This is a genomic window from Arthrobacter sp. TS-15, assembly GCF_006964045.1.
In the GTDB taxonomy this organism is placed as follows: Bacteria; Actinomycetota; Actinomycetes; order Actinomycetales; family Micrococcaceae; genus Arthrobacter.
The window spans coordinates 134,977-159,898 of the sequence record NZ_SDXQ01000006.1; the positions used below are offsets into that span (position 1 = coordinate 134,977).

The 24,922-nt window shown below is 63.0% G+C and carries 27 protein-coding genes and 1 pseudogene; 6 read left to right on the plus strand and 22 right to left on the minus strand.

The features are described 5' to 3' along the window. Positions 1 to 82: 82 nt before the first annotated feature. From EU811_RS24535 to EU811_RS01870, 4 genes and pseudogenes are all read right to left on the minus strand, one after another. Positions 83 to 319 (minus strand): fibronectin type III-like domain-contianing protein, encoded by a 237-nt coding sequence (locus EU811_RS24535; RefSeq protein WP_274595826.1) that lies wholly within the window; start codon positions 317 to 319, stop codon positions 83 to 85. 144 nt (positions 320 to 463) lie between these two features. Then, positions 464 to 943, minus strand: a pseudogene (locus EU811_RS24540) (glycoside hydrolase family 3 C-terminal domain-containing protein); the annotation flags it as partial. Positions 944 to 1,012: 69 nt separating this feature from the next. Continuing rightward, entirely contained in the window at positions 1,013 to 2,302 is a 1,290-nt protein-coding gene (locus EU811_RS01865) for an adenylosuccinate synthase (protein WP_142936819.1), read from the minus strand. Positions 2,303 to 2,506: 204 nt separating this feature from the next. Further along, positions 2,507 to 2,695, minus strand: a complete 189-nt coding sequence (locus tag EU811_RS01870) for a hypothetical protein (protein ID WP_238703263.1) — start codon at positions 2,693 to 2,695, stop codon at positions 2,507 to 2,509. A gap of 289 nt (positions 2,696 to 2,984) precedes the next feature. Here EU811_RS01870 and EU811_RS01875 point away from each other — a divergent pair, with 289 nt between their 5' ends. Next, a complete protein-coding gene (locus EU811_RS01875) occupies positions 2,985 to 3,617 on the plus strand; it encodes a uracil-DNA glycosylase (RefSeq protein WP_142936820.1) in 633 nt (210 codons plus the stop codon). Positions 3,618 to 3,690: 73 nt separating this feature from the next. Here the strand turns inward: EU811_RS01875 and EU811_RS01880 are convergent, their stop codons facing one another. Beyond that, entirely contained in the window at positions 3,691 to 4,113 is a 423-nt protein-coding gene (locus tag EU811_RS01880; protein WP_142936821.1) for a DUF3151 domain-containing protein, read from the minus strand. After that, complete coding sequence (gene fbaA / locus EU811_RS01885; RefSeq protein WP_142936822.1) at positions 4,113 to 5,132, minus strand: class II fructose-bisphosphate aldolase; 1,020 nt, start codon at positions 5,130 to 5,132, stop codon at positions 4,113 to 4,115. Before fbaA ends, EU811_RS01880 begins: the two co-directional genes overlap by 1 nt. 188 nt (positions 5,133 to 5,320) lie before the next feature. Here fbaA and EU811_RS01890 point away from each other — a divergent pair, with 188 nt between their 5' ends. Further along, positions 5,321 to 6,451 (plus strand): hypothetical protein, encoded by a 1,131-nt coding sequence (locus tag EU811_RS01890; RefSeq protein WP_142936823.1) that lies wholly within the window; start codon positions 5,321 to 5,323, stop codon positions 6,449 to 6,451. Positions 6,452 to 6,486: 35 nt separating this feature from the next. Here EU811_RS01890 and EU811_RS01895 read toward each other — a convergent pair whose 3' ends face one another. Together EU811_RS01895 and EU811_RS01900 are read right to left on the minus strand one after the other, a co-directional pair. Then, positions 6,487 to 7,158, minus strand: coding sequence for a TrmH family RNA methyltransferase (locus EU811_RS01895; protein WP_142937107.1), 672 nt, complete (start codon positions 7,156 to 7,158; stop codon positions 6,487 to 6,489). An 83-nt stretch (positions 7,159 to 7,241) separates the two neighbouring features. Then, complete coding sequence (locus EU811_RS01900) at positions 7,242 to 8,483, minus strand: hypothetical protein (RefSeq protein WP_142936824.1); 1,242 nt, start codon at positions 8,481 to 8,483, stop codon at positions 7,242 to 7,244. A 260-nt stretch (positions 8,484 to 8,743) separates the two neighbouring features. Here EU811_RS01900 and EU811_RS01905 point away from each other — a divergent pair, with 260 nt between their 5' ends. From EU811_RS01905 to EU811_RS01920, 4 genes are read left to right on the plus strand one after another with little or no spacing between them, the layout of a single operon-like run. Next, positions 8,744 to 9,565 carry an HAD-IIA family hydrolase gene (locus EU811_RS01905; RefSeq protein WP_035761154.1) on the plus strand — a complete coding sequence of 274 codons (822 nt, stop codon included), beginning with the start codon at positions 8,744 to 8,746 and terminating at the stop codon, positions 9,563 to 9,565. A gap of 17 nt (positions 9,566 to 9,582) precedes the next feature. Then, positions 9,583 to 10,296, plus strand: a complete 714-nt coding sequence (locus EU811_RS01910; RefSeq protein WP_142936825.1) for a tyrosine-protein phosphatase — start codon at positions 9,583 to 9,585, stop codon at positions 10,294 to 10,296. Positions 10,297 to 10,307: 11 nt separating this feature from the next. Continuing rightward, positions 10,308 to 11,546, plus strand: a complete 1,239-nt coding sequence (locus EU811_RS01915) for a sensor histidine kinase (RefSeq protein ID WP_142936826.1) — start codon at positions 10,308 to 10,310, stop codon at positions 11,544 to 11,546. A 48-nt stretch (positions 11,547 to 11,594) separates the two neighbouring features. Beyond that, complete coding sequence (locus EU811_RS01920; RefSeq protein ID WP_142936827.1) at positions 11,595 to 12,278, plus strand: response regulator; 684 nt, start codon at positions 11,595 to 11,597, stop codon at positions 12,276 to 12,278. A gap of 13 nt (positions 12,279 to 12,291) precedes the next feature. Here the strand turns inward: EU811_RS01920 and EU811_RS01925 are convergent, their stop codons facing one another. From EU811_RS01925 to mmsB, 14 genes are all read right to left on the minus strand, one after another. Next, a complete protein-coding gene (locus tag EU811_RS01925; RefSeq protein WP_142936828.1) occupies positions 12,292 to 13,209 on the minus strand; it encodes a hypothetical protein in 918 nt (305 codons plus the stop codon). Next, a complete protein-coding gene (locus tag EU811_RS01930) occupies positions 13,206 to 14,459 on the minus strand; it encodes a M16 family metallopeptidase (protein ID WP_142936829.1) in 1,254 nt (417 codons plus the stop codon). Before EU811_RS01930 ends, EU811_RS01925 begins: the two co-directional genes overlap by 4 nt. Next, positions 14,456 to 15,334 (minus strand): hypothetical protein, encoded by an 879-nt coding sequence (locus EU811_RS01935; RefSeq protein WP_142936830.1) that lies wholly within the window; start codon positions 15,332 to 15,334, stop codon positions 14,456 to 14,458. Before EU811_RS01935 ends, EU811_RS01930 begins: the two co-directional genes overlap by 4 nt. Next, entirely contained in the window at positions 15,331 to 15,969 is a 639-nt protein-coding gene (locus EU811_RS01940) for a flavoprotein (RefSeq protein ID WP_223941658.1), read from the minus strand. The genes EU811_RS01935 and EU811_RS01940 overlap by 4 nt, the downstream gene beginning before the upstream one ends. Positions 15,970 to 16,078: 109 nt before the next feature. After that, complete coding sequence (locus tag EU811_RS23715; RefSeq protein WP_165450137.1) at positions 16,079 to 16,252, minus strand: hypothetical protein; 174 nt, start codon at positions 16,250 to 16,252, stop codon at positions 16,079 to 16,081. Positions 16,253 to 16,344: 92 nt separating this feature from the next. Then, positions 16,345 to 16,518, minus strand: coding sequence for a hypothetical protein (locus EU811_RS23720; RefSeq protein WP_165450138.1), 174 nt, complete (start codon positions 16,516 to 16,518; stop codon positions 16,345 to 16,347). 112 nt (positions 16,519 to 16,630) lie between these two features. Further along, positions 16,631 to 17,605 (minus strand): T3SS effector HopA1 family protein, encoded by a 975-nt coding sequence (locus tag EU811_RS01945; RefSeq protein ID WP_142936832.1) that lies wholly within the window; start codon positions 17,603 to 17,605, stop codon positions 16,631 to 16,633. Then, entirely contained in the window at positions 17,602 to 18,711 is a 1,110-nt protein-coding gene (lxmK, locus tag EU811_RS01950) for a class V lanthionine synthetase subunit LxmK (protein ID WP_142936833.1), read from the minus strand. The genes EU811_RS01945 and lxmK overlap by 4 nt, the downstream gene beginning before the upstream one ends. A 187-nt stretch (positions 18,712 to 18,898) precedes the next feature. Further along, positions 18,899 to 19,813, minus strand: coding sequence for an ABC transporter permease (locus EU811_RS01955; protein WP_142936834.1), 915 nt, complete (start codon positions 19,811 to 19,813; stop codon positions 18,899 to 18,901). Next, entirely contained in the window at positions 19,810 to 20,784 is a 975-nt protein-coding gene (locus tag EU811_RS01960) for an ABC transporter ATP-binding protein (protein WP_142936835.1), read from the minus strand. The genes EU811_RS01955 and EU811_RS01960 overlap by 4 nt, the downstream gene beginning before the upstream one ends. 109 nt (positions 20,785 to 20,893) lie before the next feature. Then, entirely contained in the window at positions 20,894 to 22,018 is a 1,125-nt protein-coding gene (locus tag EU811_RS01965; protein WP_142936836.1) for a thioesterase domain-containing protein, read from the minus strand. A gap of 15 nt (positions 22,019 to 22,033) precedes the next feature. Beyond that, complete coding sequence (pyrE, locus tag EU811_RS01970) at positions 22,034 to 22,606, minus strand: orotate phosphoribosyltransferase (protein ID WP_142936837.1); 573 nt, start codon at positions 22,604 to 22,606, stop codon at positions 22,034 to 22,036. 5 nt (positions 22,607 to 22,611) lie between these two features. Further along, positions 22,612 to 23,595, minus strand: a complete 984-nt coding sequence (locus EU811_RS01975) for a LacI family DNA-binding transcriptional regulator (protein WP_142937108.1) — start codon at positions 23,593 to 23,595, stop codon at positions 22,612 to 22,614. A 39-nt stretch (positions 23,596 to 23,634) separates the two neighbouring features. Next, entirely contained in the window at positions 23,635 to 24,918 is a 1,284-nt protein-coding gene (gene mmsB, locus EU811_RS01980; RefSeq protein ID WP_142936838.1) for a multiple monosaccharide ABC transporter permease, read from the minus strand. Positions 24,919 to 24,922: the final 4 nt, after the last annotated feature.

Here is a 24,922-nt window from a genome sequence, read left to right on the forward strand (position 1 = left end):
AGGAAGGCGCTCACCGTATCCAGTCCCATGGCGTAACCGCCACCGCGGCGGATTTAGTCCCGCGAGCCAACACCGATCCTCCTCAGGACACGCGGAGCTCCACAAGCTGGGTGTGGTCCAGGCCTCCGCCCACATGGACTTCAAAGGACCCGGCCTCTACTGCGTAATGATCCTGGTTGTCCCAGAAACCGAGGTCCTTCCAGCCCAGCTCGAAAGTCAGTGTTGCGGACTGGCCCGGCCCCAGCGTTGACCTGGTGAAGGAGCGCAGCCGGCGGACAGGCTGGGACAGCGACGCCACCAGGTCCCGGATGAACACCATGGTGACCTCGTCCCCTGCCACGGCCCCGGTGTTCGTGACAGAGACCGACACCTGGACTGATCCGCCTGCCCGGAGGTCCTCCACGGAGATACTGGCCGGTGTCACACTGGGTGCGCCGTACTGGAAGGTGGTGTAACTGAGTCCGTGCCCAAAGGGGAACTGCGGTCCAAGTTCAAGGTCCCTGTACTTGGACGTGTAATGGTCATCCGTGTTCCCTGGACCCATCAACCCAACGTCGTGGGCGCCGCCGTCGATCGTTCCGGAAACTGTGGCCGGACGCCCCGTGTTTTCGTGGTCGTAGTAGATGGGTACCTGGCTGGAAGACCGTGGGAACGTCATAGGCAACCGCCCGCCCGGGTTCACGGCGCCGCTCAGGGCACGGGCCACGGCACGCGGACCCTCCAGCCCCGAGTGCCACGCCTCCAGAAACGCCGGCACGGCATCAATCCACGCAGCGGTCACCAAGGGCCGCCCGTTGAACATGACAACGGCCGACGGCGTACCGGTGGCAGCCACAGCAAGAATCAACTCTTCCTGGGCGCCGGGAAGCCGGAGGTCGCTGCGGGAGTTTGCCTCACCTGACAACGCCGAGGGTTCTCCGACGGCAACCACGATCGCGTCGAAGTCAGCGGCATCAGTGCGACCGTCCCCGGCAGGTAAGCCGGGGGCGGTCCGCCGTCGTCGAGCGCTAAGTCAGTCGTTGATCAGGTCGTGGACAACGATCGTCTGGTCGCGGTCCGGACCGACGCCGATGGCCGAGAAGCGCGTACCGGAGAGCTTCTCCAGTGCCAGCACGTAGTTGCGGGCGTTCTCCGGGAGATCCTCCAGGGTGCGGGCCGTAGTGATGTCCTCGGTCCAGCCATCGAAGTACTCGAAGATGGGGACCGCGTGGTGGAACTCGGTCTGCGTCATGGGCATCTCGTCGTGACGCACGCCGTCAACCTCGTAGGCAACACAGACCGGGATCTGCTCGATGCCCGTGAGGACGTCCAGCTTGGTGACGAAGTAGTCCGTGAAACCGTTGACGCGGGAAGCGTGGCGGGCCAGGACGGCGTCGTACCAACCGCAGCGGCGGGGACGGCCGGTGTTCACGCCGAACTCGCCGCCGGTCTTCTGCAGGTAAACACCCATGTCGTCGAACAGTTCCGTGGGGAACGGGCCGGCGCCAACACGGGTGGTGTAGGCCTTGATGATGCCGATGGACCGCGAGATGCGGGTGGGACCAATGCCCGAGCCTACGGACGCGCCGCCGGCGGTGGGGTTGGATGAGGTGACGAACGGGTAGGTGCCATGGTCAACGTCCAGGAACGTTGCCTGGCCGCCTTCCATGAGCACAACCTTGCCCTCATCCAGGGCGTTGTTGAGGACCAGTGTGCTGTCGATGACCAACGGGCGCAGGCGCTCAGCGAAGGACAGGAAGTACTCCACGATCTCGTCCACCACGATGTCGCGGCGGTTGTACACCTTGACCAGGAGCTCGTTCTTCTGGCGCAGCGAGCCTTCCACCTTCTGGCGGAGGATGGATTCGTCAAAGACGTCCTGGACGCGGATGCCGAGGCGGGCCACCTTGTCCATATACGCCGGACCGATGCCGCGCCCGGTGGTACCGATTGCCCGGCTGCCAAGGAAGCGCTCAGTGACCTTGTCCAGGACTTGGTGGTAGGGCGCAACAAGGTGGGCGTTGGCCGAAACACGGAGGCGGGACGTATCCGCACCGCGGGCTTCAAGGCCGTCGATTTCCTGGAAGAGGGCCTCCAGGTTCACCACACAGCCATTGCCGATAATAGGGACTGCGTTGGGGCTCAGGATGCCCGCGGGAAGGAGCTTCAGCTCATACTTCTCACCGCCAACAACCACGGTGTGCCCGGCGTTGTTACCGCCGTTGGGCTTGACCACATAGTCAACACGGCCACCGAGCAGATCGGTTGCTTTGCCTTTACCTTCGTCGCCCCACTGGGCTCCGACGATCACGATAGCGGGCATGGGATCCTCCCCCATTCTTTCGGGCTTGCTCCGGTTGGATCACCAGAGTCAGGCGCCGTACATGAGAATGCCCCGACGTAGCTGGTGCAGCCGGACCAAAGGCACGGCATGCGCAAGAGTTTCGGGGCTCTTACCAGCCAAGTTTAGCCGATGACAACGGTTTCTCTGGTGTTTGGCCGGCGTTGGGGTGCCGTTGTGGATAAGTCAAGGAACGGCGAGCGCCACAGGACCAGCCGAGGAACTGCCCAGTTGCAGGCTCAGCAAGCCGGCACTGTCCACCAGCCCCACTCTTATGGCTGAGACCTTGTACTCCCCCGCCGCTGCCGTAACATCCGCCGGTTTGGTCCCGGGCCAGTTCTTGTCCGGTTGAACGTTGACGTTGATGGCCACCAAGGTCCGGACTGCCGTCAGGACAGGCCCGACGGTAGTTTCACAGTCATTATCTGCGTGAGAAAAGCCTCCTCGGGCTGGACTGCACTTTAGGGTTAATAGTGATGACGCCGCACACACTTCCAGGCAACACGCCGCGCCGCATTCAGAGGGCGCGCCGAAGCGGGCCCCGTTCACGTCCATAGTCCGGTAAGGTTAGCTAGCCCCCAACAGCACCCTTTGAGGTTCGGCTGCGGCATGCCCGCGGCACCTCGGAACGGTGCGCTGTAACACCTAGGAGACCTAACCCCTGATGCAAGAACTGGCGACTGAATCACCCGAAGAAATCCTCTGGAACCGCCGCTACGAACCGCACATCGCCGAGGTCAACGAGCTGTGCGACTCCATCAAGGTCCAGAAGCCGGGCAGTGAGGTCCTTTACATCGACCCCGCCCACAGCATGGATGATTGCCGCATCGTCAGCCTTTTCTCCAATCAGCGCACCAACACTGGCGAAGGGTTCATCAACCCGGGTGACGAGGAAGCCACCACCCGCATGCTCGGCATGCAGTGGCAGCTGGGCCTCCGTCCCGAGCTCATGATGCCCTGGAACGCCTACCCGTGGATTGAACCCAACGAGGAACCGGGAAAGCTCACGCCGGCCAACATCACCGAGGGCCTCAAGCCGCTCCTGCGCCTTCTGCAGCTCCTTCCGCGCACGTCCGCGTTGGTGGCGCACGGCAACGAGGCACACCGCCTTGCCGATCAGCTCATGAAGGCTGCCCCGGCCAGCATCGCCCGCCGCGGCTTCAAGACCTTCAAGGTCCGCTCGCTCGGTGGCCGCTCCTTCGCCGGCACACCTGCCCGCCAGCAGGAATACCTGGACGCCATCCACGGCGCCTACGCCGAGGCCATGGCACGCACGGGAATCCCCCGCAAGGCTTAGCAGCCTCACAACGCATTTACGACGGCGACCCCCACCTTTCGGTGAGGGTCGCCGTTGTTATGTGCTTGAATCCCTAGCGGGCTTCGAGCGCCGCCTTGGCCTTCGGGTCCGAGTCGTTCAGGAACTTCTCGATCCGCTCCGGCTCCTCAGCTTCGCCAATTGCCGACGCTGCCCGGCCCAACGCGTACAGAGCACGCAGGAAGCCCTGGTTGGGCTCGTGCTCCCACGGGATGGGTCCGACGCCGCGCCAACCGTTGCGGCGCAGAGAATCCAGGCCGCGGTGGTAGCCAACGCGGGCGTAGGCGTAAGACTCGATGGTCCGGCCTTCGGCCCAGGCTTCCTCCGCAAGGATGGCCCACAGAAGTGACGACGTGGGGTTCTTCGCCACCAGGTCCAGTGCTTCGTGGCCGAGTGCCAGATGCTGGTAGATCTCGGATTCGGCGGGCAGGAGCGTGGGCTCCGGCCCCATCAGGTTCTTCCGGAATTCGTCGGACATTAGAAGGTCTTGCCAACCGATCCGAGCTGCTGGGCGGCTTCGACGATGCGCGCGGCCATGCCGGCCTCGGCGGAAGCGCCCCAGACGCGGGGGTCATAGGTCTTCTTGTTGCCCATTTCGCCGTCGATCTTCAGCACGCCGTCGTAGTTGGAGAACATGTGGCCGGCAACCGGGCGGGTGAACGCGTACTGGGTGTCGGTGTCGATGTTCATCTTGATCACACCGTAGGAAACGGCGTCAGCGATTTCCTGCTCGGTGGAACCGGAGCCGCCGTGGAACACGAGGTCGAACGGGTTTTCCTTGCCGATCTTGGCGCCAACCTCGGACTGGATCTGCTTGAGCAGTTCAGGACGGAGCTTGACGTTGCCGGGCTTGTACACGCCGTGGACGTTGCCGAAAGTCAGGGCTGTGAGGTAACGGCCGTTTTCGCCGGCTCCGAGGGCCTCAATCGTGGCGAGGGCGTCTTCGGTGGTGGTGTAGAGCTTCTCGTTGATTTCGTTCTCAACGCCGTCTTCCTCGCCACCAACAGTGCCGATTTCAACTTCGAGGATGATCTTCGCGGCCGCAGCGCGTTCAAGCAGTTCGCGGCCGATGCGCAGGTTCTCGGAGAGCGTCTCGTGCGAGCCGTCCCACATGTGCGAGTTGAAGATCGGGTCCTTGCCGGCCTTGACTGCTTCCTCTGAAGCGGAAAGCAGCGGGAGGACGAAGTCTGCCAACTTGTCCTGCGGGCAGTGGTCCGTGTGCAAGGCGATGTTGACGTTGTAGTTCTTGGCAACTTCGCGGGCAAACGCGGCGAAACCGAGGGAACCGGCAACCATGTCCTTGACCGAGGCGCCGGACCAGTAGGCTGCGCCACCGGTGGAAACCTGGATGATGCCGTCGGATTCTGCCTCGGCGAAACCGCGTATCGCAGCGTTCAGAGTCTGCGACGACGTGACGTTGACTGCGGGGAAAGCGAATCCGCCAGCCTTTGCGCGGTCGATCATCTCGGAGTAAATCTCTGGGGTTGCAATGGGCATGGTGACTCCTATGCTGAATTCGTCTGTGGGTTGGTAACCCTGGAGTAGACCGCTTACGGCTAGCACCCATCCTAGCGATATCCGCCGGGACGCCGTGTTTCGGGTCACTGGGGGCTCTTAACACTTCCGCCGAGTCGGCGTTCAGCACGGCAACCCCGATTCATCCACACGATGGATATACTTCTCGGATGGAGAACCCCTCGAACGCCAACAACGAACCGCGCCCCATGTCGGCCCCATCCGGCCCGCCTCCTCCCCCGGCCTACGGCGCCTACCAGCATCCAAACGGCCCTTACCAGCAGCCGGGCACCTTCCCACCTCAGCCGAAACGCACACTGAGCCGTACGGTGATCATTGCCATCGCAGCCGGAGCAGCGGTAGTCCTGGCGGCCGCCACAGTCGGGCTGGTCTTCCTGTTTACGCCGGCTAAAGACGGTGGCACGGCTGCTACTACGTACTTCCAGGCCCTTGTAGACGGGGATGCCAAGAAGGCGTTGAGCGTATCGGATCCGGGTGTCCCGGAGAATGAGGCGGTTCTCCTGCAGGACAACGTCTACAAGGAAGCGGGCCAGCACATTGACGGCTTCCGGATCCTTGAGTCAAAGGGCGAGTACGTCAGGGCCGAGGTAACCCAGAACGGCCGAACGCAGGAGAACATCCTGATGATGACCAAGTCACCTGACGGCGAATGGAAGGTAGGGGCCAAGAACTTCCAGAAAATCCGGCTCAGTTCCAACCGCCCAGTGAAGACGTTCACCGTTAACGGCGTAGACGTAGCGGCCCCTGAGTCAGGAAGCTCACTGACGGGTTCCCAGCTGCTCCTGCCGGCTTTTCCCGGTGAGTACAAACTCGGTATATCCGGTGACAAATACACAACAGTTGAAGAGAAGAAAGCCTTGGTCAGCATCGACCGGAGGATTTCCGACACTTCCGAAACCCTGAAGGTACTGCCCAGCCAGCTCCTCCTGGACGAGACAAAGGCCCTTCTCCAAAAGAAGCGGGATGCATGCATCGCGTCAGCTCCGGCTACTACCACACAGTCGTTCAGCAGCGGTTGTTCCGGATTCAATCTGTACCAGTCCCGCCCCACCCGCAATGTTAAGTGGACCATCGACCAAGAGCCCACCTTCACGCTCTCCCTGTCCAAGGACGTTTGGTACATCCAGTCAGAGGATAAGGGCAAAGCTACGGTTAGCTACGAAGTAAACCGCGGCAACGAGGCCACCCCCAAATGGGAGCCCCATGTTGAGGTGAGGGAAGCCCGCGTCTCAGGTGAGATCCAGATCGTCGACGGAAAAGCGACTCTCAAAGACAATTAGGACCGCAGCTGCCCGGGGCGATACTGACAGCTCGGCTAGCTGACGGGCTGCTGGAACACGTGCCGGCGGACCCACGCGTGCATGGCAATGGCCGCGGCGGAAGCCGCATTCATGGAGCGGGTAGAGCCGAACTGCTCGATGGACAGCGTGGCGACGGCGGCATCGTGCACCTCGGGCGTCAGCCCCGGGCCTTCCTGTCCGAACACCAGCACACAGTTCCTGGGAAGGTCGTAGGTTTCCAGCGGCACCGAATCCGGGAAGATGTCGATGCCGATGACCGCCAGGCCCTCCGCCTCAGCCCACTGGACAAAGTCCTCAACAGTGGGGTGATGGCGGACGTGCTGGTAGCGGTCGGTGACCATGGCGCCGCGACGATTCCACCGGCGTCGACCAATAATGTGTACTTCTTTGGCGAGGAAGGCGTTAGCGGTTCGCACCACTGTGCCGATGTTGAGGTCGTGCTGCCAGTTCTCGATCGCAATGTGGAAATCGTGACGCTTGGAATCCAAATCCGCCACGATCGCCTCGTGCTTCCAGTAGCGATACTGGTCCACCACGTTGCGGCGGTCACCATCCCTCAACAGGTCCGGATCCCAGTGCTCGCCTTCCGGCCAGGCACCCTCCCAAGGCCCGACGCCGACCTCGGCTTTCGGTTCTGCCTCACCTTCCGGTGCGATCTCCAGAGGAGACACGGCAGGCGTGGGCAGGGCTGAGTTGGGGGGAAGGTCAGTCACCCCTCAACTTTAGCCCTGCCCGGTTGCCTGCCTGAGCGCGCGGAGTTGGGCGGCCCTTAGACCATCTTCCACTTATTGATGCGGTAGGAGTTGCCCAACTGCTCAAAGAGTCCGGGGTGGGCGTCCCAGTATTCCTTGTGCCCGCTGACGCCGAGCATCTGCGGGGTTCCCCACGGTGTCACGGAGAACAGGTTCACGGCCTGAATCGCTTCGCCGCGGGCATTGGTGCAGGTGAAGCCAATTACTACGGCTGCACCGCGCCGGAACTCCCGGATTTCCGGCATGCTGGTCTTGAAGTCGGCCGTGCACTTATGGCCCACCAGGTTCTGGGGCAGCTCGCTTGCGGTCATCCCCTTGAAGCGGGCTTCGATGTCCTGGATGGCCTTCTTGACCTCTGCGGGATCCTTGCCGTACTTGCCTTCTTCTGACTCAGCGAAGAACGCGTAGGCGAGCGCAATCCCGTCCCCGTCAGCTTCCACGGTCCCTTGTGCTTTCTTCTGGATCTCCTCACCGGTAGTGGGGTCCTTGGTGATGCCGAACGACTCGTCGTGGGTCCACTCGGCCAAGTACTGGAAGGACGATTCGCCTGTGACCCACTTGCTGAACAGCGGATCACCGTCTGCCGGAACGTTGCTGGGTCCGGCAAGTTCGTTCCAAACTTCAGGCAGGGGGATGGCGTCAGCGGGGATTTCAGAGGAAGCGGAGGCTTCGCCGGAAGGTTCGGCAGAAGGCTCCGCTGCCGCCTCGGACGCCTCGTCGGAGGAAGTCACCGACGGCACCGGACTATCCACCGCCGTGGGCTTGGTCATGGACGGAACCAGCCACGTGAACGTCACCACCAGGGCAATGATCACGACGACGGCCACACCACCCAGGATGAGGAACAACGACTTCTTGTTGTGGTCGCCCGGGTTCTGGCCGGGTCCGCCGGATCCACCAGGTCCACCCGGGTATCCCGGCTGGCCCGGGTAGCCGCCGCCCGGCGGCGGGAAGCCCGGCTGACCTGGATAATCTGGCTGCCCCTGTTGCCCCTGTTGCCCTTGGGGATAGCGATGCACGGTTTCGGCGTACTCGCCGTCGGGGTGTTGCCCGGGCTGGTTCTGTGGCTGCTGCGCCGGGAATGCCTGGGTGGCGGCAGGTTGCGTCGGGAACGCCTCAGTCTGGGCTTCCGGTTGGTACATGGGCTGCGTCTGGCCCGGCTGGTACTGGCTGTGCTGGTCCTTGCCGGTGTCGTAACGCGGCTGCGGCACACCGTCCGGGTTATAGGGAGGCTGCGGTGCTCCGTTGTTGTTGCTCATGACAGGCCCTTTCACATGCGGTAAGTGGGGACCTGCGGGAGCGCGGCGACATACTAATCCACCATGTCGATCCCCCGACCCAAGGTGGTGGCACACCAGCGCCGCAACCAGCGTAGACCAGCCCAACGCGCACGACACAAGTCAAAAGGGTTATCCACATGGGCAGAACTTCCCACATAAGGGGGCTTTCAGGATGTTGGGGCAGCAGATTGGTGAAAGACTGGGTGGCAGTGCACAAACAATCCCAGCCGGAGGCAAATATGGCAGAAGAAACCACGTCCACATCGGTGTACCGGAATGGCCACGAAATCGAATGCTGGCTCACGGACATGGACGGCGTCCTGGTTCACGAAAACCAGGCGATTCCCGGTGCCGCTGAGCTCATCCAGCGCTGGGTGGACACGTCCAAGCGCTTCCTGGTTCTGACCAACAACTCCATCTTCACGCCTCGCGACCTCGCAGCCCGCCTTCGCGCGTCCGGCCTGGAAGTCCCTGAGGAAAACATCTGGACCTCTGCGCTGGCCACCGCACAGTTCCTGAAGGACCAGGTCCAGTCCTCGGACTCGGGCAACCGCGCCTACACCATCGGCGAAGCCGGTCTTACAACTGCCCTTCACGAGGCCGGGTTCATCCTCACTGACACCGATCCCGATTTCGTGGTGCTCGGCGAAACCCGCACCTACTCGTTCGAAGCGATCACCATGGCCGTCCGCCATATCCTGGCCGGCGCCCGCTTCATCGCCACCAACCCGGACGCCACTGGCCCCTCCAAGGACGGCCCCATGCCGGCCACCGGTGCCATAGCGGCCATGATCACCAAGGCCACGGGCCGGGAGCCCTACATTGTGGGCAAGCCGAACCCCATGATGTTCCGCTCCGCCATGAACCAGATCGACGCCCATTCCGAGACCACGGCCATGATCGGCGACCGCATGGACACGGACATCGTGGCCGGCATGGAAGCGGGCCTCCACACGGTCCTGGTGCTCAGCGGCATCACCCAACGCGAAGAGATCGTGTCCTTCCCGTTCCGGCCCAACCAGATCCTGAACTCCGTGGCCGACCTCAAGAGCCAAATCTAAGACAACGAGGACAAACAATGGCTGTGCTCAATCTGCGTCCCCTGGCCGGTGGCCGGATTCTCAGGGGAAGCCAGCCGTTCGGTTTGGATGCCGCGGCGACGTCGAATTTCCTGGCGGAGCACGGCATCCAGGCCATTGTGGACCTGCGGAGTGAGCTTGAGCGCTCTTTGGTTCCGTGGATGGTTCAGAACAACAACGACGGCGTAGGCGTGAGGGGCGCCGTCGTCCCGCCCGCCGTCGAGCTCATCCATAACCCGCTGGACCCGAACGCCATTGCCGGATCACTCCAATCCGTCGAGACGCCCCAGGACCTTGGCGAGCTGTATTTGGGGTGGATCCGGCTGCGTCCCGAGTGGGTGGCCGACGCCCTGCGACCGGTGGCTCGTGGCAAACGCACCTTGGTGCACTGTTCACTGGGCAAGGACCGGACGGGTGTGGTGTCGGCGATCGGGCTCCTGGCAGCAGGTGGAACCGAGGACCATGTGGTGGCGGATTATGCGGCCACCACCGCCAACCTGCCGGATGTTCTGGCAGTCATGGCGGAAACGTGGCGGCTGAGCGTCCCTTCAACACCGGCGGAGTATTTCAGCCCCGACCTCATGGTCCTGCAGAGCCCCGAAGCTGCAATGCGCCATTTCCTGGCCGGCTTTGCGCAGGAGTTCGGCGACGTGCGGAGCTTTCTGCGTGAGGCGGGCCTCACCGCCGTCGAGGTCGAATCGCTGGCTCTGTAATACTTGGGTGGATGAGTAGGACGAACTGGCTCGCTGACGTCAAACCCCTTCCCGGTGGGTGGGTTCTTCGCTCGGCTATCGTCCTGGCAACCATACTTTTCCTGGTGTTGGGGATCCGCTGGCAACAGCACGATCTTTCGTCGTTCCAGGGCTGGTTGGAGCTGGTAGTCCCGTACCTGCCGCTCCTGGCACTCCTCCTCGGCGCCATGCAATCCGCTGTTGCCTGGTGTCTGGCTCTGGCCGTCATCACGGTGCTGGGCGGGGACGCGTCCCTTGTGGTGGCCATGATCTTCCCCACCATGGTGGTGGTGGCCTTCTGTTCCTTCCTTCTTCCGTGGAAGCTTGCCATCAATTTCTCGCTGTTCGTGCCCAGTGTCTTGCTGGGTTTGTACATATCAACTCCGGAGATGGCTGACCAACCGGCCGTTCTGCTGGCGCTGGTGGTCTTCCTTGCGGCCGCGGCATGGCGCAGCGTCAACGTCTACCGGCACCGCTATGAGCAAAGCACACACCACATCCGTGATTTGCAGGAGCAACAGGCGCTAGTCCGGAGTGAGGAACGGACCCGCCTCGCCCACGAGCTTCATGACATCGTGGCCCACGACGTGACCATCATCGCCATGCAGGCGCGGCGTGCCGAGTTCGTGAACGACCCAGCCAAGACATCCCAAATCCTGGAAGGCATAGGGACTGCAGCGCAGCAGACCCTTCAGGATCTGCGTAGCCTGGTGACCCTCCTCAAGGACGAAGAAAGGGACGAGCCGGGAGGCCTCCCACAGATACCGGGCAGTGAAGGACAAACCGCTGGGTTTCTGGACGCTCCTGCCATGTCCGGTGAAACCACTACTGCGGTTGGCTTGGTTCACGATCTGGACGGAGTTGTGGAAGCACTGGACCGTGCGGGCTTCCAGGTTAGTTTGGTGGTCGAAGGTGAAGTAGCCCGCATCCCGGCCAGCCTGCGCCAGGCGCTTCGCCGGACGGTACGGGAAATGGGGACTAATGTGCTTAAACACGCGGACCCGTCCGGGGTGGTGGACCTGCGGTTGGCCGTAGGGGCAGATCGTGTGCAGCTCACATCGGAGAATACAGTTTCCCAAGCCGAGCCGATCATGTCTTCCCGGACTGGGCTTGAGGCGATGAGTGCCCGCTGCGAAGTGTTTGGCGGGTTCATGGACGTGGGCCTTAGCGAGGAGCGCTGGACCACCGCGGTGTCCATCCCGTTGGAAGGATTAGCCTCTTCGAATGCATGATCACATCTGTGGGAAGATGGGCTCCGTGACTGACATTGGGGGATCAGTATGACGCGGGTTTTGTTGGTAGATGATGAGCTGTTGGCCCGGGAGATCCTGCGGGACTATCTCTCGTCCGACCCGTCCATCGAGGTTGTCGGCGAGGCATCTGATGGGCGCGTGGCCGTGGTCCAGGCAGCTGCGCTTCGTCCGGACGTGATTCTGATGGATATGCAGATGCCGGTCATGGATGGCGTGGCTGCAACGGCGCAAATTCATGCAGACTTCCCGGAAATTGCCATCCTGGGGTTGAGCACCTTCTCCACCGATCGCTACGTGGTGGCTTTACTGCGTGCCGGAGCGTCGGGTTACCTCGTCAAGGACACGCTGCCCAAAGAAATTACCGCCGCCATCCATAATGTGATGGCAGGTGAGTCCGTGTTGTCCTCCAAAGTGACACGGCATGTGGTGACTGGGCTGGCGGAGTCCGTCCCTGCCGAAGTTGTTCCGGACCCCAAGCTCGTGGACGCGCTGACCAAGAAGGAGTTGGAGGTAATCCAGCTGCTTGGACGGGGAATGAGTAACCGCGAGATGGCTGCGGAGCTCTTCGTGACCGAATCCACCATCAAAGCACGGTTCGTGAACGTCATGGAGAAGCTCGGCGTGCGGGACCGGGTACAGATTCTTGTTGCGGCCGTTGAGGGCGGGCTGGTGGACCTTAGCCCCGGTTCGCGGTCAAGGCTGGATTCCTGAGGATCACCACGCACTAGCTGCGTCCAAGGACCTCCTTGATGGGCCGAACCAAGCCCTCGACTGCCTTTTCGATGGCAGCGGAACCCACCCCATCGAGGGACGTGTCCGGGTTGCGGATAAGCTCCCCACCCCACCCCATCACCTCGTAGTGGGCGAGGGACCGTGCCAGTTCAAGCGGGGACTGCCACGCCCGGTTCAGATTTGTCCGCGCAAACTCCCTTGCCTGCTCCACTGCTTCCCAGTGGTCCGCAATCCTGTAGTCCGCCACTGCGGAAAGCGCTGTGTCCAGAATGGCCGTACTGTTGGGCCGGGACGTGATGACCTGCCACATCACTGTCGGTGTGGAGGCCTGCAGCCCCCGGCTGGCTTGGAGTACAGCCTGGTGCCCGGACTGTTGAATCGCGTTTGGCAGCAAGGTTCCCGGTCCTCCGGCCACCAGGCAGATGGCAAGAAAAGTAGCAGCGAACCCAACGTCGCCTGCGGGATCCTGCCCAATGACAAAGGTCTGCTCAAATCCCTGGGCCGTTGTCTGCCTCATGGTGCTCCGGAAGGCAGACCGCGGGACTGGAGGCCCTTCTCCCTCCCGCTCCAACACGCTGTCCTCAAGCTCTTCCAGAACGCCGGAAGAACCCACCACAGCAAGCACGGGATCACCCACTTCCCCTCTTCCCGGGTGTTCGGTATTGATGACATGGTCAAGCCAGCTCCCTACCGCCGCCTCCGGCAGGGTGGCAGTCATGACCACGGCCCCATCGCCGGGCGTCCACGTCAAGGCAACCGGCTGCTTGGCCGGCCCGCAGCGTTCACCTGCCGTGGAAACGGCGCTACGCAGGTGCGGGACGCCGTCGGAAGCGGTTCGCCAGCCCATGGACACCGTGGTGAAGCGGGAACGCCGGTCAACCTGGGCCAGATAGCGGCGAGTGATGATCATCGGAGAACCTCCTCGGAAGGCTGGACGATGACTGACACGGACTCCTGCTCGGCGAGACGCCATGCCGCGGCGGTGACCAACGGCCTGAGCCGCGTGGCGTCGTCGGATATTTTGGCGAGTGTATCCGCCAGCTCAACGGCGAACGTCGGCGTCCCCCTCAGAAGCACGTCGCGGGTGACGGTCCGGGCGAGCCGTTGGTCATCGTGCGTGAACCTTTCCATCCGGAGAACGGCGCGAAGGGCCGCAAGGATCATCACCGCATCATCGGCGATCGCGAGCGCCCGGAATCTCTCGGAAGGGTCTATGGCCTGTCCGGTGTCGTCCACCAGGACGAATAGATCATCCCGGGTCAGGTCCCCCGGGCCAAACAAGCCGGCGCTGGCGTCCAGGCCATCCTGCTGGGACAGCAGCTCAGCTGCCACAAGGTCACCGAGGAGATCCGGGCCTGCGGAGTGACCCAACGCTGCAGCCGTGGCGGAAAGTAAACGAGTGGAGGTGGCTCCGCCGGAACAGATCCTGGACGCCGAACCACCCCTGCGCACGGACTCCTGCACCACAGGGACGACGGGCGCTTGGTCTGAAATTCCAGAGAACGGTGCCGCCAGAAACCGGAGCGTCTTCAGAGGGTCTTCAGATGTCACGGCCGTCAAAACCGCCCCCGAGGGACGATAAAGACGGCGATGAAGTGCGTGTAGCTTTTCACTGGTGACCCGGGATGCCAGATCACGATCTCCGGTGCCGTCATGACCGTTGGCGTGGTCCGCCCAATATTGCGCCGTCAGGTGCGGCCAGGGCAGGATGCCCCCGGGTGCCGGAGCCAAACGCTGCGCCCGTTCTGTGGCCACGGCGTCTATCTGCTCCGCAATCTGCTCCTGGGTCAGTGCGGGCTGGAAGACTTGCTCAACCAAGCGACGTGAGATCTGTTCGAGGTGTCCCGTGGGACCGGACTCGTAAAATTCGGAGTAGTCCATGTGGGTGTTCCCGCCCAGGATTCCGCCGGCTTTCTGAACCGAAGCCTGCCGTTCGGACGCCGTGGTGTTCTCACTGTCTTGGTAGACCATGTGTTCGAGGAGGTGCAGCATGCCTTCCTCCCCCGGCCTTTCATGTCGCATTCCCGCTGGCACGCCCAGACTGACGGAGAGGATGCGCGCGGAGGGATCGTGAACCGCGATCAGCTGTGTTCCCCTGTCCAGCTGCATGCCGTGCACGGCCCGGCCGTCCAATGTGCCAAGAATCGTAGGGGTAGTCATCGCATCTCCGGGGTGGTGTCCGCAGCCGGGCTGGCCAGGTACCAGCCAGCCAAGTGAAGCAGTGCCTTCGCCTGAGCCTCTCCTGCGCCGGCATAGTGGTGCCAGTCGTAGGCATGCTGGGCGATCCTGAAGGCCAATGCCGGGCCGATCTCGGACGGTCCGGGAGCTTTCCCGCAGGTCTCAAGGAACCCTGCGCGCAGTATTTCAAGGGCTGGACGCAGCACAGGGTGGAATGCATGCAGCTCCGCCATCTCCCCCAGCACCCAAGCAATGTCATATTCCGGGTGGGCAAACCCCACGTCCTCGCCGGTGAGGAGCGACCCCGTTGCACCATCAGGGGTCACCACCCAATGGGCCATCCCCGGGTATCCGTGAGCTATAACTTGGCGGGGGCCGGAAAGTACGCGTTTGATCCATCGACGGATCTCTTGCAGGCCGGGGTCGCCCAAAACTTCGCGGGCCGGCTCCCATGCACCTCCCAGCCATACCTCCGCCCGCTGGACGGTTCGTGGAGTACTTCCCGGAAAGTCGATGAGGGAAGCATTTTCATGGAGAACGCTCAAGGCAGTGCCCCATGCCCGCCCTGCCGCCCGGAGGTTTGCGGGCACCCCCGCCGTGATGAGGTCGAAGACCGTTGACCCTGCCGGCGTCGAGTATGAACGGTGGCGATCACCCCCGATGCCTACCACCAAGAGGTCAGCGCCGGGCGCGGGATCGATGCTGATGGGCAGGGACGAGAAAGGGATGGGCGCTCCGACGCCCAGGCTGTGGACCCATTCATAAGCCCCGCCTACCTCGTATACACCGGTGGACAGCAACTCGGTCCGGGTGGAGCGGATGACTGATTTCTGCCGGGAATCCATCGCGGCGCTCATACAGTAGCCGCCTCTTTGGTCATCCCCGCACGGAGGAGCCGTTCCTCTTCCAGCCGGCGCAGCACGGATGGGAACGACGGCGGCACCCAAGCCAGGGCGACGTCGCTGGACTCGCTGGGGCCAGGGACGGGGTCAATGACCAGGAAGTTTTCCGGCATGCGCAGTTTCCCGAGGGTCTCGGCGACGATAGGGCTCGCCAAGGCACGGGGCGGCAAGGCCGGAGCGATGCAGACCTGGGCTTCCGTTGTCATTGCTGCCAGCAAGGACGGCGAATCGGCTATGCCGTGAGCCAGGCGCGATGAGTAGTCAAGGGTTGCCGGGTAGACCAGGATCAGGTCCGCCCACTCTGCCAAATCGATGTGTGCAGCAATGAGCTCTTCCCCCCAGATATCGGCCTGTACACGGGATTTCAAGCGGGACTCAATGCTGTGACGGGTGATGAAACGCTGTGCGGAATCCCGCATGACCACCTTGAATTCCGTTTCCGGCGCCGCTGAAACCGCCCACTCAATCCAGAACGGCATAACTTGGGTGACTGCCGAGCCTGTGAGAATCAGGGCAACCTTGGAGTATCCGAAGGCTTCGAGGGTGAGGTCCGCCCATATTGGACGAGGACTGCTGTCAGTGGTTGTCATGGCAGGTCTCAGCATTCACGAGGGGTGGGTGGGTCAGTTATGGGTCAGGAGGCGCCGGCGTGATGATGTTTCCACCACCTCGCCGGCGCCTTCCCCGTGTTTGAGTTGCCTAGCAGCCCATGGTCAGGGTTGCGCCGATGATCACCCCAGCACAGAACGGCGTGGTGGCCGGCGCGTCGGTGGCAGCGTCGCCGCCGAGCTCGTCAGCAGCCGTGAAGGTGCTGTGCGCACGGGCCAGGTCCGTGAGGTCGGCCTGCGGGATGTTGGTGATGGCGTGAGTCATGCTGGTGTCTCCTTTTGATGGCACCACGTGGTTGGGTGCGTCCGGGGTTGCTACTGGGTGAAAGCTTTTGTTGCGGTGGTGCCAGGGGTGACTTAGCAGCCGGCACCGAGGGTGGCGCCAACAATGATGCCGATGCACAGCGGTGAGGTTGCCGGAGCTTCGGTGGCAGCGTCGCCGCCGAGCTCGTCGGCAGCCGCGAAGGTGCTGTGGGCGCGTGCCAGATCGGTCAGGTTGGCCTGGTGGAAGTTAACAACTGCGTTGGACATGGTGTCTCCTGTTTTCTTTGCTTCCCACTCAGTGGGAATGGGTTTTTTCTTTTTGGGTTCCTCATGGGAGGTTTTTGGGTGCCGGGCAGCGGCGGGCCGCTGCCCGGTTTCATCACTGGCCGGCGTTGTATCCGGGCTGGTGAGGGTTGATGCAGGCCGCATGGGCTTCCAGAACCCAGGCGGCTTGGAGGTCGGTCTTTTCCACAGACGCACGGAGTAGCGCGTCCGTCAGTACCCGCGAGCGGTGTTGTCCGAAGCTGAGCCCCCGGTACCCCGGCCGCGGATCGTTTGGTTCCATGGCAAGTGCCAGGCGGTCGTGGACGCTATGGGTGAAAACCGAGGCAGGGGCGTCCCTCCCGGTGAAGAACCTCAGGGCAGGACGAACAAGGGAAGCCACGGCGTCCGCATGTTTGGCTGACATGTAAATGACCATCGCGTCACTGCGGGGGAAAGCAAGGGATGAGGAGAGGGTCTTGACCTGATGGCCTAGCCCGCTGGCGGCAAGGGCTCCAAGAATCTTCGGCCACATTTCAAGAGCTTCTGCTGCCGTGGAACAGGACAAATAGAGCCTTGAAGCGGCCGCAGGGTTCACGGATCCGTGGGCACCGAGTGCCAGGAGGAACCCGGGGGTGGCGCGGCTTCGCCAACTGGGAACACGCACCCCCACGATCTCATCCAAGGGGTCACGAACCAGGGCCTCTGCGGGAAAGAGGACCTTCACTCCGGATAGCTCCACCACCTGGTGCGGAACTCCTTGGACGGATGTTCCCAGCTGCGTCCTCTTCGACGCCGCCTGAACGGTGGCCGCCTGAACAACCGTACGGTGCGGGATGGCATCAATAAGTGCCGCGGCAAGGTCCTGGTGGCCTGTTCCTGGCACGGTCTCGATGCCTGGGTGCCCTACGTGGAGGTGTGTGTAGATCGCTCCGGCCAATTGCGAACGCAACTCGCTGTGGCTGGTGGCATTAAGGGTGGTGGCGTCTATCCTGGCGGTGAGCCGGCGGGCGTCAACGGAAACCCGGTGTTCCAAGGCCGCCAGTACCTGCTCGAATGACGTGGGCGTCGGAGCGTTGAGCGTGACCGTCATCGAGGTGTCCTTTCGAAACCGAGGGCTTTGACATAGTGGCCAGGTGTTAGCAGTGCCTCGCGCCCAACACCCGCAGCAGCCCGTTCGATGCCGGGTAGCCGGGACACCATCGGGGCCCGGGTGATGGTTCGGTCCACCAGATGCCATCCCAGGTGGGCGGTAGCCCGAACCGGCAGCTCCGGATCGTGGTAGTTGGCATGATCGGCATACGAGGTCCACATCCGTCGGATTGACGGAACAATGGCTGCCATCCGCTCGGCGATGCGTGCCGAGGCGCTCTCGTCGTCGAACCTGGCGGGGGGTGCGGAGGCTCCTCCGCGGGTGGTGACCGTGTCCAGGACCGCCCGGTAGATCCATTCGCCTGCCAGCATTCCCAGGTCCCGGGCGGGATCGCCGAGTCCGAATTCTTCCCAGTCGAGGACGCATAGCTCTCCGCTGTGGACGTGGAACTGGTCAAGTCGCAGGTCGCCATGGATGGGACGTTCCTGGTGTTTCCGTTCCGTGGCCCTTAGCAGCCCCGCAGCGGCGACCAGTTCCCGATCGTTCTGCAGTTCAGCCCAGAGGGCCATCTCCGCCATGGTGAAGTCGAGGTAGCGAGCGTGCGGAACGCCTACTGCGAGCATTTCCACCGGCGGGCTGGGAGGTGCGGAGCGCTCCAATCCGGCTGCGGGCCCGGAGTGGAGCCGGGCGAGCAACGCGCCGGCTTCCTCCGGGAAGCTGTCCGGCATGGTCTCCTCCACCAGCAGCTGCGCCAGGCTGGTTCCTGGGCAGTGCTCAAAAACCAGGAGGCCGTTCCCGGTGTCGCTTCCAATGAGCTGTGGCGTTGCCGGCGCGAAGTGGGGGGACTGCTCTGCAAAGGCGGCGAAGGCTACCGAGCGGTCAAAGGCCGCCGGGCCGGAGGCCTGTGCGGAGATCTGCTTGACGAAGACCTTTTCCCCACTCCGCAGCTTCATGTTCCAGGTGCCGTTGCGGCCTGCAAAGGCGGCCGGGGTAATCTCTTCCACTGCCTCCCTGCCGTGGCGTGCAAGGACGGTGGTGGCCACATCGGCCGCGCGGAGGGCGGCCGGCGTGATGGACTGCGGGTGCGGGGCTGTGTCAATCATCATGAGGGTCTCCTTCAGAGCAGCAGGGCGGTTACCGCGTATGCGGCCAGGACACCGATCAACAGAAGGGCCACGTTGCGGAGAAGCTTTTTGGTGGCCAGTGACTGGTTGCGCTTGTTGTCAGACATGGTTTTTCCTATCTGGAGAGACCCAATGATTCGGGCTTGTGGACTAAGTGACGGGGTGGGGGTTAGGCCATCTCGTCGGAGGTCAGGGATTGCTGGAGCGAGACACGGGAGCCGGTGCGCAGGGCGTTGTTCCGGTAAATCACGGTGGCCAACCAGAACAGGGCAGGTATCGCTGCCACCGATACGCCGGCGGCAAGCACCATCTCCCAGGCGGACACGTCTTCCAGTGCGAAGCGCATCGGCATGAGGTAGGAGGAGAACAGCGGCACGAAGGACAGTCCTTCCAGCCACGGGTTCCCCATGTTCATGGGCAGGACGTAAAGGGAGACCACCAAGAGCACCATCTGCAGGACGGACAGCGGCATGACCGCCGTGCCCAGGTCTTCTTGCCGGGACACAGTAGAAGCCAGCGTGGTGTTCAAAGCTGCGAATATCACGTAGCCCAGGAGGAACCAGAGGAGGAACCACAGCAGGCTCGGGCCTACGGCGACGTTGATCAGGGACCAGCCCCCCACCACGCTGAACCCCACCACGGCGGTTCCGCCGATCGCCAGCAGCTGGACAAGGGTGACCAGCCCTATGCCGATCATCTTTCCGGCCAGCAACGGGACAATGCCGATCTTGGTGAGGAGGATCTCCACGATCCTGGATGACTTCTCCTCTACCACCCCGGAGGTCAGGCTCGATGCCGAGTAGACCAGGGAGGCCAGCAATGCGCTGATCATGGCGGTGGCGAAGATGGCCCGAGGATCAAAGTCCATTGCTCCAGCCCCACCCAGCGAATCCACCAGGAACCATCCGCCGATCCCGGCAGCCGCGCCGGCGAAAAGTGCCAGGAGTCCTGTTGCCGTGAGTATTGTGCGGTTACCCAGCCTGGTGAGGACCTCGCGCCGTATGATCAGGCGCGTCTCGCGTAGCCCACTGCCGGACGAGGGAGCGGCGCTGCGGGTGGTGCGATCAAATGTTGTTGTGCTCATTGCGATACTCCAACTTTGTCGAGGGAGCGCTCCGCCCCCGGGGTGGTACCTGGATGGGACAGCATGAATTTGCCGGCAAGCAGATCTGCCAAAGACCTCTGCGCGGACACGATGCTCTTCAGCCCGCCGTGCCGTTGCGCTGCTGCGAGGATTTCGCCGGGCACATCCCGCCCTGAGCCGCCCACGGAGACGAGCACCGTAGTACGGTCGGCCGCAGAGATCTCCACGTTGACGCCGCGGGCCATGGACACTTCGGCGGCGAATGAATCTGCCGCCCGGGAGAAACCGAGTTTCCAGCGGCTCTTTCCGTCATCCTGCAGCTCTACGACGCTGCCGCTTGCCGTCAGTCGACCGCGGTCCAGAATGCATACTTTGTCGCACAGGCGCTCTACGAGCTCCAGTTGGTGCGAGGAGAACAGAACTCCGACGCCCCGGTCTGCTTGCTCCCGGATAAGGCGGGACATCGTTTCGACGGCGAGGGGATCCAGTCCCGAGAATGGCTCGTCAAGCACCAGCAGGGCCGGGTTACCAACCAGGGCGACCGCCAGCTGGACGCGCTGCTGATTTCCCAAGGAGAGGTCCTGAACCAGTGCCTGCTCACGGCCTTGGAGGCCAAGGGAGGCTATGAGTTCGTCTGCAACCCCACGCGCGGCTTCGGGTTGGTGCCCTTCCAGCAAGGCGAAGTGAATGATCTGATCCCTCACCGGCATCTGGGGGTAGAGGCCGCGTTCCTCGGGCATGTACCCGATGCGCCTCCGGTCCCTGGCCGTGATGGGCAAGCCCTCCCAGGTGACTTCGCCGTGGTCCGGGGTCAGCAGACCAAGGATCACGCGCATGGTGGTGGTCTTACCTGCACCGTTGCCGCCGATGAATCCCACGATCTCCCCGCGATGGACCGTGAGGTCCACATCGTGGAGGACCCTGCGGTCACCGAAGCTGCGGCTGATGCCCGTGAGCTGTAGGCCGTTCATACTTCGCTCCTCGAAATTCGTTCTTATTTCCTGTCAAGAACGACGCTACGGAGGATCGGGTATATCCACCCTGTACTCGAGTACAGAGCTCACTTGTACAAAAGTTCACCTAGGCCGGGCGGATGACCTTGCCATTCGGTTCTTGGTATGACGGTTCCCGGGGCTCAGGCGGGAGCGGCTGGAGCTCATCCTGCACGCGTTCCAGCAGTGGCCGGTAGATGCCCCCGTTCCACTGCGGGCTGGCGTGGGCGGGCCGGGCGCCTTCCGTGCTGAGCGTGGGCATCACCATGTTTGGCCCGAAGACCTTGCTCCACCCCGCACGCGCCGACTCATAATCCACGGTGGCGTCCTTGGCATTGCCAATGAAGGCCATCTTGGCCCCACCGATTTTTCCTGCCAGCCGGAGGCCGTCGAAGTGGTAAATGTACGCCGATTCCGTTTGTATCAGCACGCTGGAGGGGGCGATCGGCGAGAGCTGCTCCAGGGATTGATCGAGGATTTGCCGCCACGTCCGCTCATCCTTATGCGCCACGCGCTCCCCCAGTTCATAGCCCCCGCGCAGGACCGACGGGATCCGGAAGCCATTCTCGTAAAGGAACACCACGCCGTCGAACCAGCTCTGGTCCAGGACATCGGCGCGGCTGAAGGGACTCGAATCCAGGACGATCAATTGCGTCTCGACGCCGTGCAGCTCCAGCAGGCGGGCAGCTACCTGGGTGGCGAGCATGCCGCCAAAACTGTGGCCATAAAAGTACAGCTTCTCCAGTTTCAGCTCACGGACGTGCAGGATGATTTCGCGGACAATTTCGTCCACGTCCAGTCCCAGGTTGGAATATCCGACGGCGGCAAGGCGGCCCCGCTGATGCAGGGCGGGGCGCAGCGAGTTGAGGATCCATTGAGCCTCTTCCCAACTGGTTTTGTAACCAGGGAAGAGGATCCAGCTGGCTTTGGGAAAGTAAACGTCCGAGTACGGATCCGGCACACGGAGGATCTTGGTGGCTCGCCGCTCGGCCTGCACACGACGGGTGAAAAGCATGTCCGCTGCGAGCGCCCCCGAAGCCCCGGCGGTGATGAGGAAGTTACGGCGGGACGTTTTCTTCAACCGGGCAGCGTAGGGAAGGATCCGGGCCCATGAGCCCGGATCCGCTGCCTTCTCCGGTTCCTCGCTCACCGGTGCGGGGAGGTTTTCAGTCACCTCCGGCGGCGCCGGGAGCTTCCCTACCTGAACGTCCACGCAGCAAGCATAGGCTTAGTCGAGGCCCAGTTCATCCTTGCCGAAGGCGAAGAGGTACGGCACTCCGGTTTCGGCTTCAATCTTCTCTTTGGCGCCGGTGTTGCGGTCAACGATTACCGCTACAGCTACTACGTTGCCGCCCGCCTTGCGGACACCTTCGACGGCGGTCAGTGCGGACCCGCCGGTGGTGGATGTGTCCTCGAGGACCACCACGTTGCGGCCTTGAACCGAGGGACCTTCCACTTGGCGGCCCATGCCGTAGGACTTCTGGGCCTTGCGGACAACGAAGGCGTCCACGGCACGGCCGGCGTCGGCAGCAGCGTGCATCACGGCGGTACCCACGGGGTCGGCACCCATGGTGAGCCCGCCGGCGCACTCAACTGAAACGCCGGCGTCGTCGATCATTGCCAACATGACCTGACCCACCAGCTTGGAGGCCTCGTGGTGCAGGGTGATGCGGCGGAGGTCGATGTAGTAGTCCGCTTCCTTGCCGCTGGAGAGGATCACCTTGCCGCGGACCACCGCCAGTTCTTTGATGAGTTCAAGAAGGCGGGCGCGGGCTGCAGCAGTATCAGGCGTGGAAGTCATGGCTCCTAGTTTAGTGGGGCCGCCGTAGTTGCGCGGATCACTAAGCGGGGGTTGACGATCTGGTCGCCCGCTCCCCCGTCCCCGTCCAGTTGCCGCAGCACCGCCTCCATGCATCGGCGGCCGAGTTCCTCGAAGTCCTGTTTGATGGTGGTGAGCGGCGGCATGAAGAACTCAGCCTCGGGTTGGTCGTCGTAGCCCACCACGCTGATGTCCCCCGGGACGTGCAGGCCGGATTCCTGGACAGCACGGAGTACACCCACCGCCATCTGGTCGTTGGCGACGAACACGGCAGTGACGGTGTGCTGCTGTATGAGCTCAAGGCCGGTGCGGTAGCCGGAGGCCGCATCCCAGCCACCCCGCAGCAGGACGTCGGCGTCCAAACCGGCATTTTCCAGCGACTCCTGCCATCCCGTGATGCGCTCGGCGGCGTCGATCCAGTGGGGCGGGCCGGAAATGTGCGCAATACGGCGGTGGCCCAGGCCGATCAGGTGATCAACCGCGAGGCGGGCTCCCAGCCGCTGGTTCAGGGATGCCCCCGTCAACTGGTTGCCGGCGCCTGCCCCGACGGCGACGATCGGCACGGGAAAGGAAACATCGCGCAAGGCGGCCAGGACATCCGGATGCGGGACCAGAATGACAATCCCGTCCACGGACTGGTTCCTGAAGTGCGCGATGGCGTCGTTGACGCTCTCGTCGGTCACTTCCCGGAGGTTCGCAATGCTGACGAAGTAGCCCGCTTCCCGACCCGCTTGTTCCACCCCCAGGAGCGTGTTCGCGGGTCCGAACTGGCCCGTCTCGCAGGCAAGCACCCCGATGGTCCGGGAGCGCCGGGTCACCAGGCTGCGGGCTGCGGTGTTCCGGCGGTACCCAAGCTGCGCGATGGCCGATTCCACGCGCTGCTTGGTCCGGACACTGACGTTGGGATGGTTGTTCAGGACACGGGAAACGGTTTGGTGCGAGACTCCCGCCATCTTGGCAACATCACCCATGACGGGAGCTCGCGCCGCTCCCCCTGTGGACATGTGTGGCTACTTCGCGTCGACCGCGACGGGCTCCGCCTTGGCGGGCGTGGACGTTGCGGTTGCCGGCGGGGTGGTCTTCCATTTGAACCGGCGGCCCATGGTGGAGCCTCCACCGGAACCGGTGCGGTTCTTGTTGAAGATGTCGAAGCCGACGGCGAGCAGCAGCACCAGGCCCTTGATGAGCTGCTGGTAGTCGGTGCCCAGGCCAAGGATGGACATGCCGTTGTTGAGGACGCCCATGATCAGGCCGCCAATCATGGCTCCGGCTACTGTTCCGATGCCACCCTGCACTGCGGCGCCACCAATGAAGGCCGCAGCGATGGAGTCGAGTTCGAACCCGGTACCACCGGCGGGCTGCGCCGAGTTCAGGCGGGCCGTGAAGACCAGTCCTGCCAAGGCCGCGAGGACACCCATGTTGACGAAGAGGCGGAAGGTGACCTTCTTGGTCTTGATGCCCGAGAGCTCGGCTGCGTGGAGGTTGCCGCCGATCGCGTAAGTGTGGCGGCCAAAGATGCTGTTGTTCATCAGTGCCGAGTACACGATCACCAGGACAGCAAGGACGATCAGGACGATCGGGGTGCCACGGTAGCTGGCCAGGAGGAAGGTGATGATGAGCATCAGGACTGCGATGAACCCGTTCTTGACGGCAAACCAAGCCATCGGTTCATTTTCAAGGTTGAACTTGCGGCGAACCCGGCGTTCCTTGAGGGCCTGGAAAAGAATGGCTGCAGTACCGCCGACGCCCAGGATCACTGTCAGCCATTCCAGGGCGGATGTGCCGCCGGAGATGTCAGGCAGGAAGCCGCCGCCCAGGGCACGCAACTCGTTCGGGAACGGGGTGATCTGCTGGTTTTTGAGGGTAATGAGGGTCAGGCCGCGGAAGATCAGCATGCCTGCAAGGGTGACGATGAAGGCCGGGATACCTACATAGGCAATCCAGTAGCCTTGCCACGCACCCACCAACGCACCCACCAGGAGGCAGGCCGGGATGGCGAGCCACCACGCCCAGCCCCAATGGACGATCATCACGCCAGCAACAGCGCCGATGAAGCCTGCGATGGAACCGACGGAGAGGTCGATGTGCCCGGCGATGATGACCATCACCATGCCGATGGCCAGGATCAGGATGTAGCTGTTTTGGACCACCAGGTTGGTGACGTTCTGCGGCTGGAGCAGGATGCCGTCCGTAAGCACCTGGAAGAGGATGACGATCAGGATCAGGGCGACGAAGATGCCAACCTGGCGGAGGCGGCTTGTGAGGAAGCCAAGGGATTCTCGTAGGGCGGACATGTTC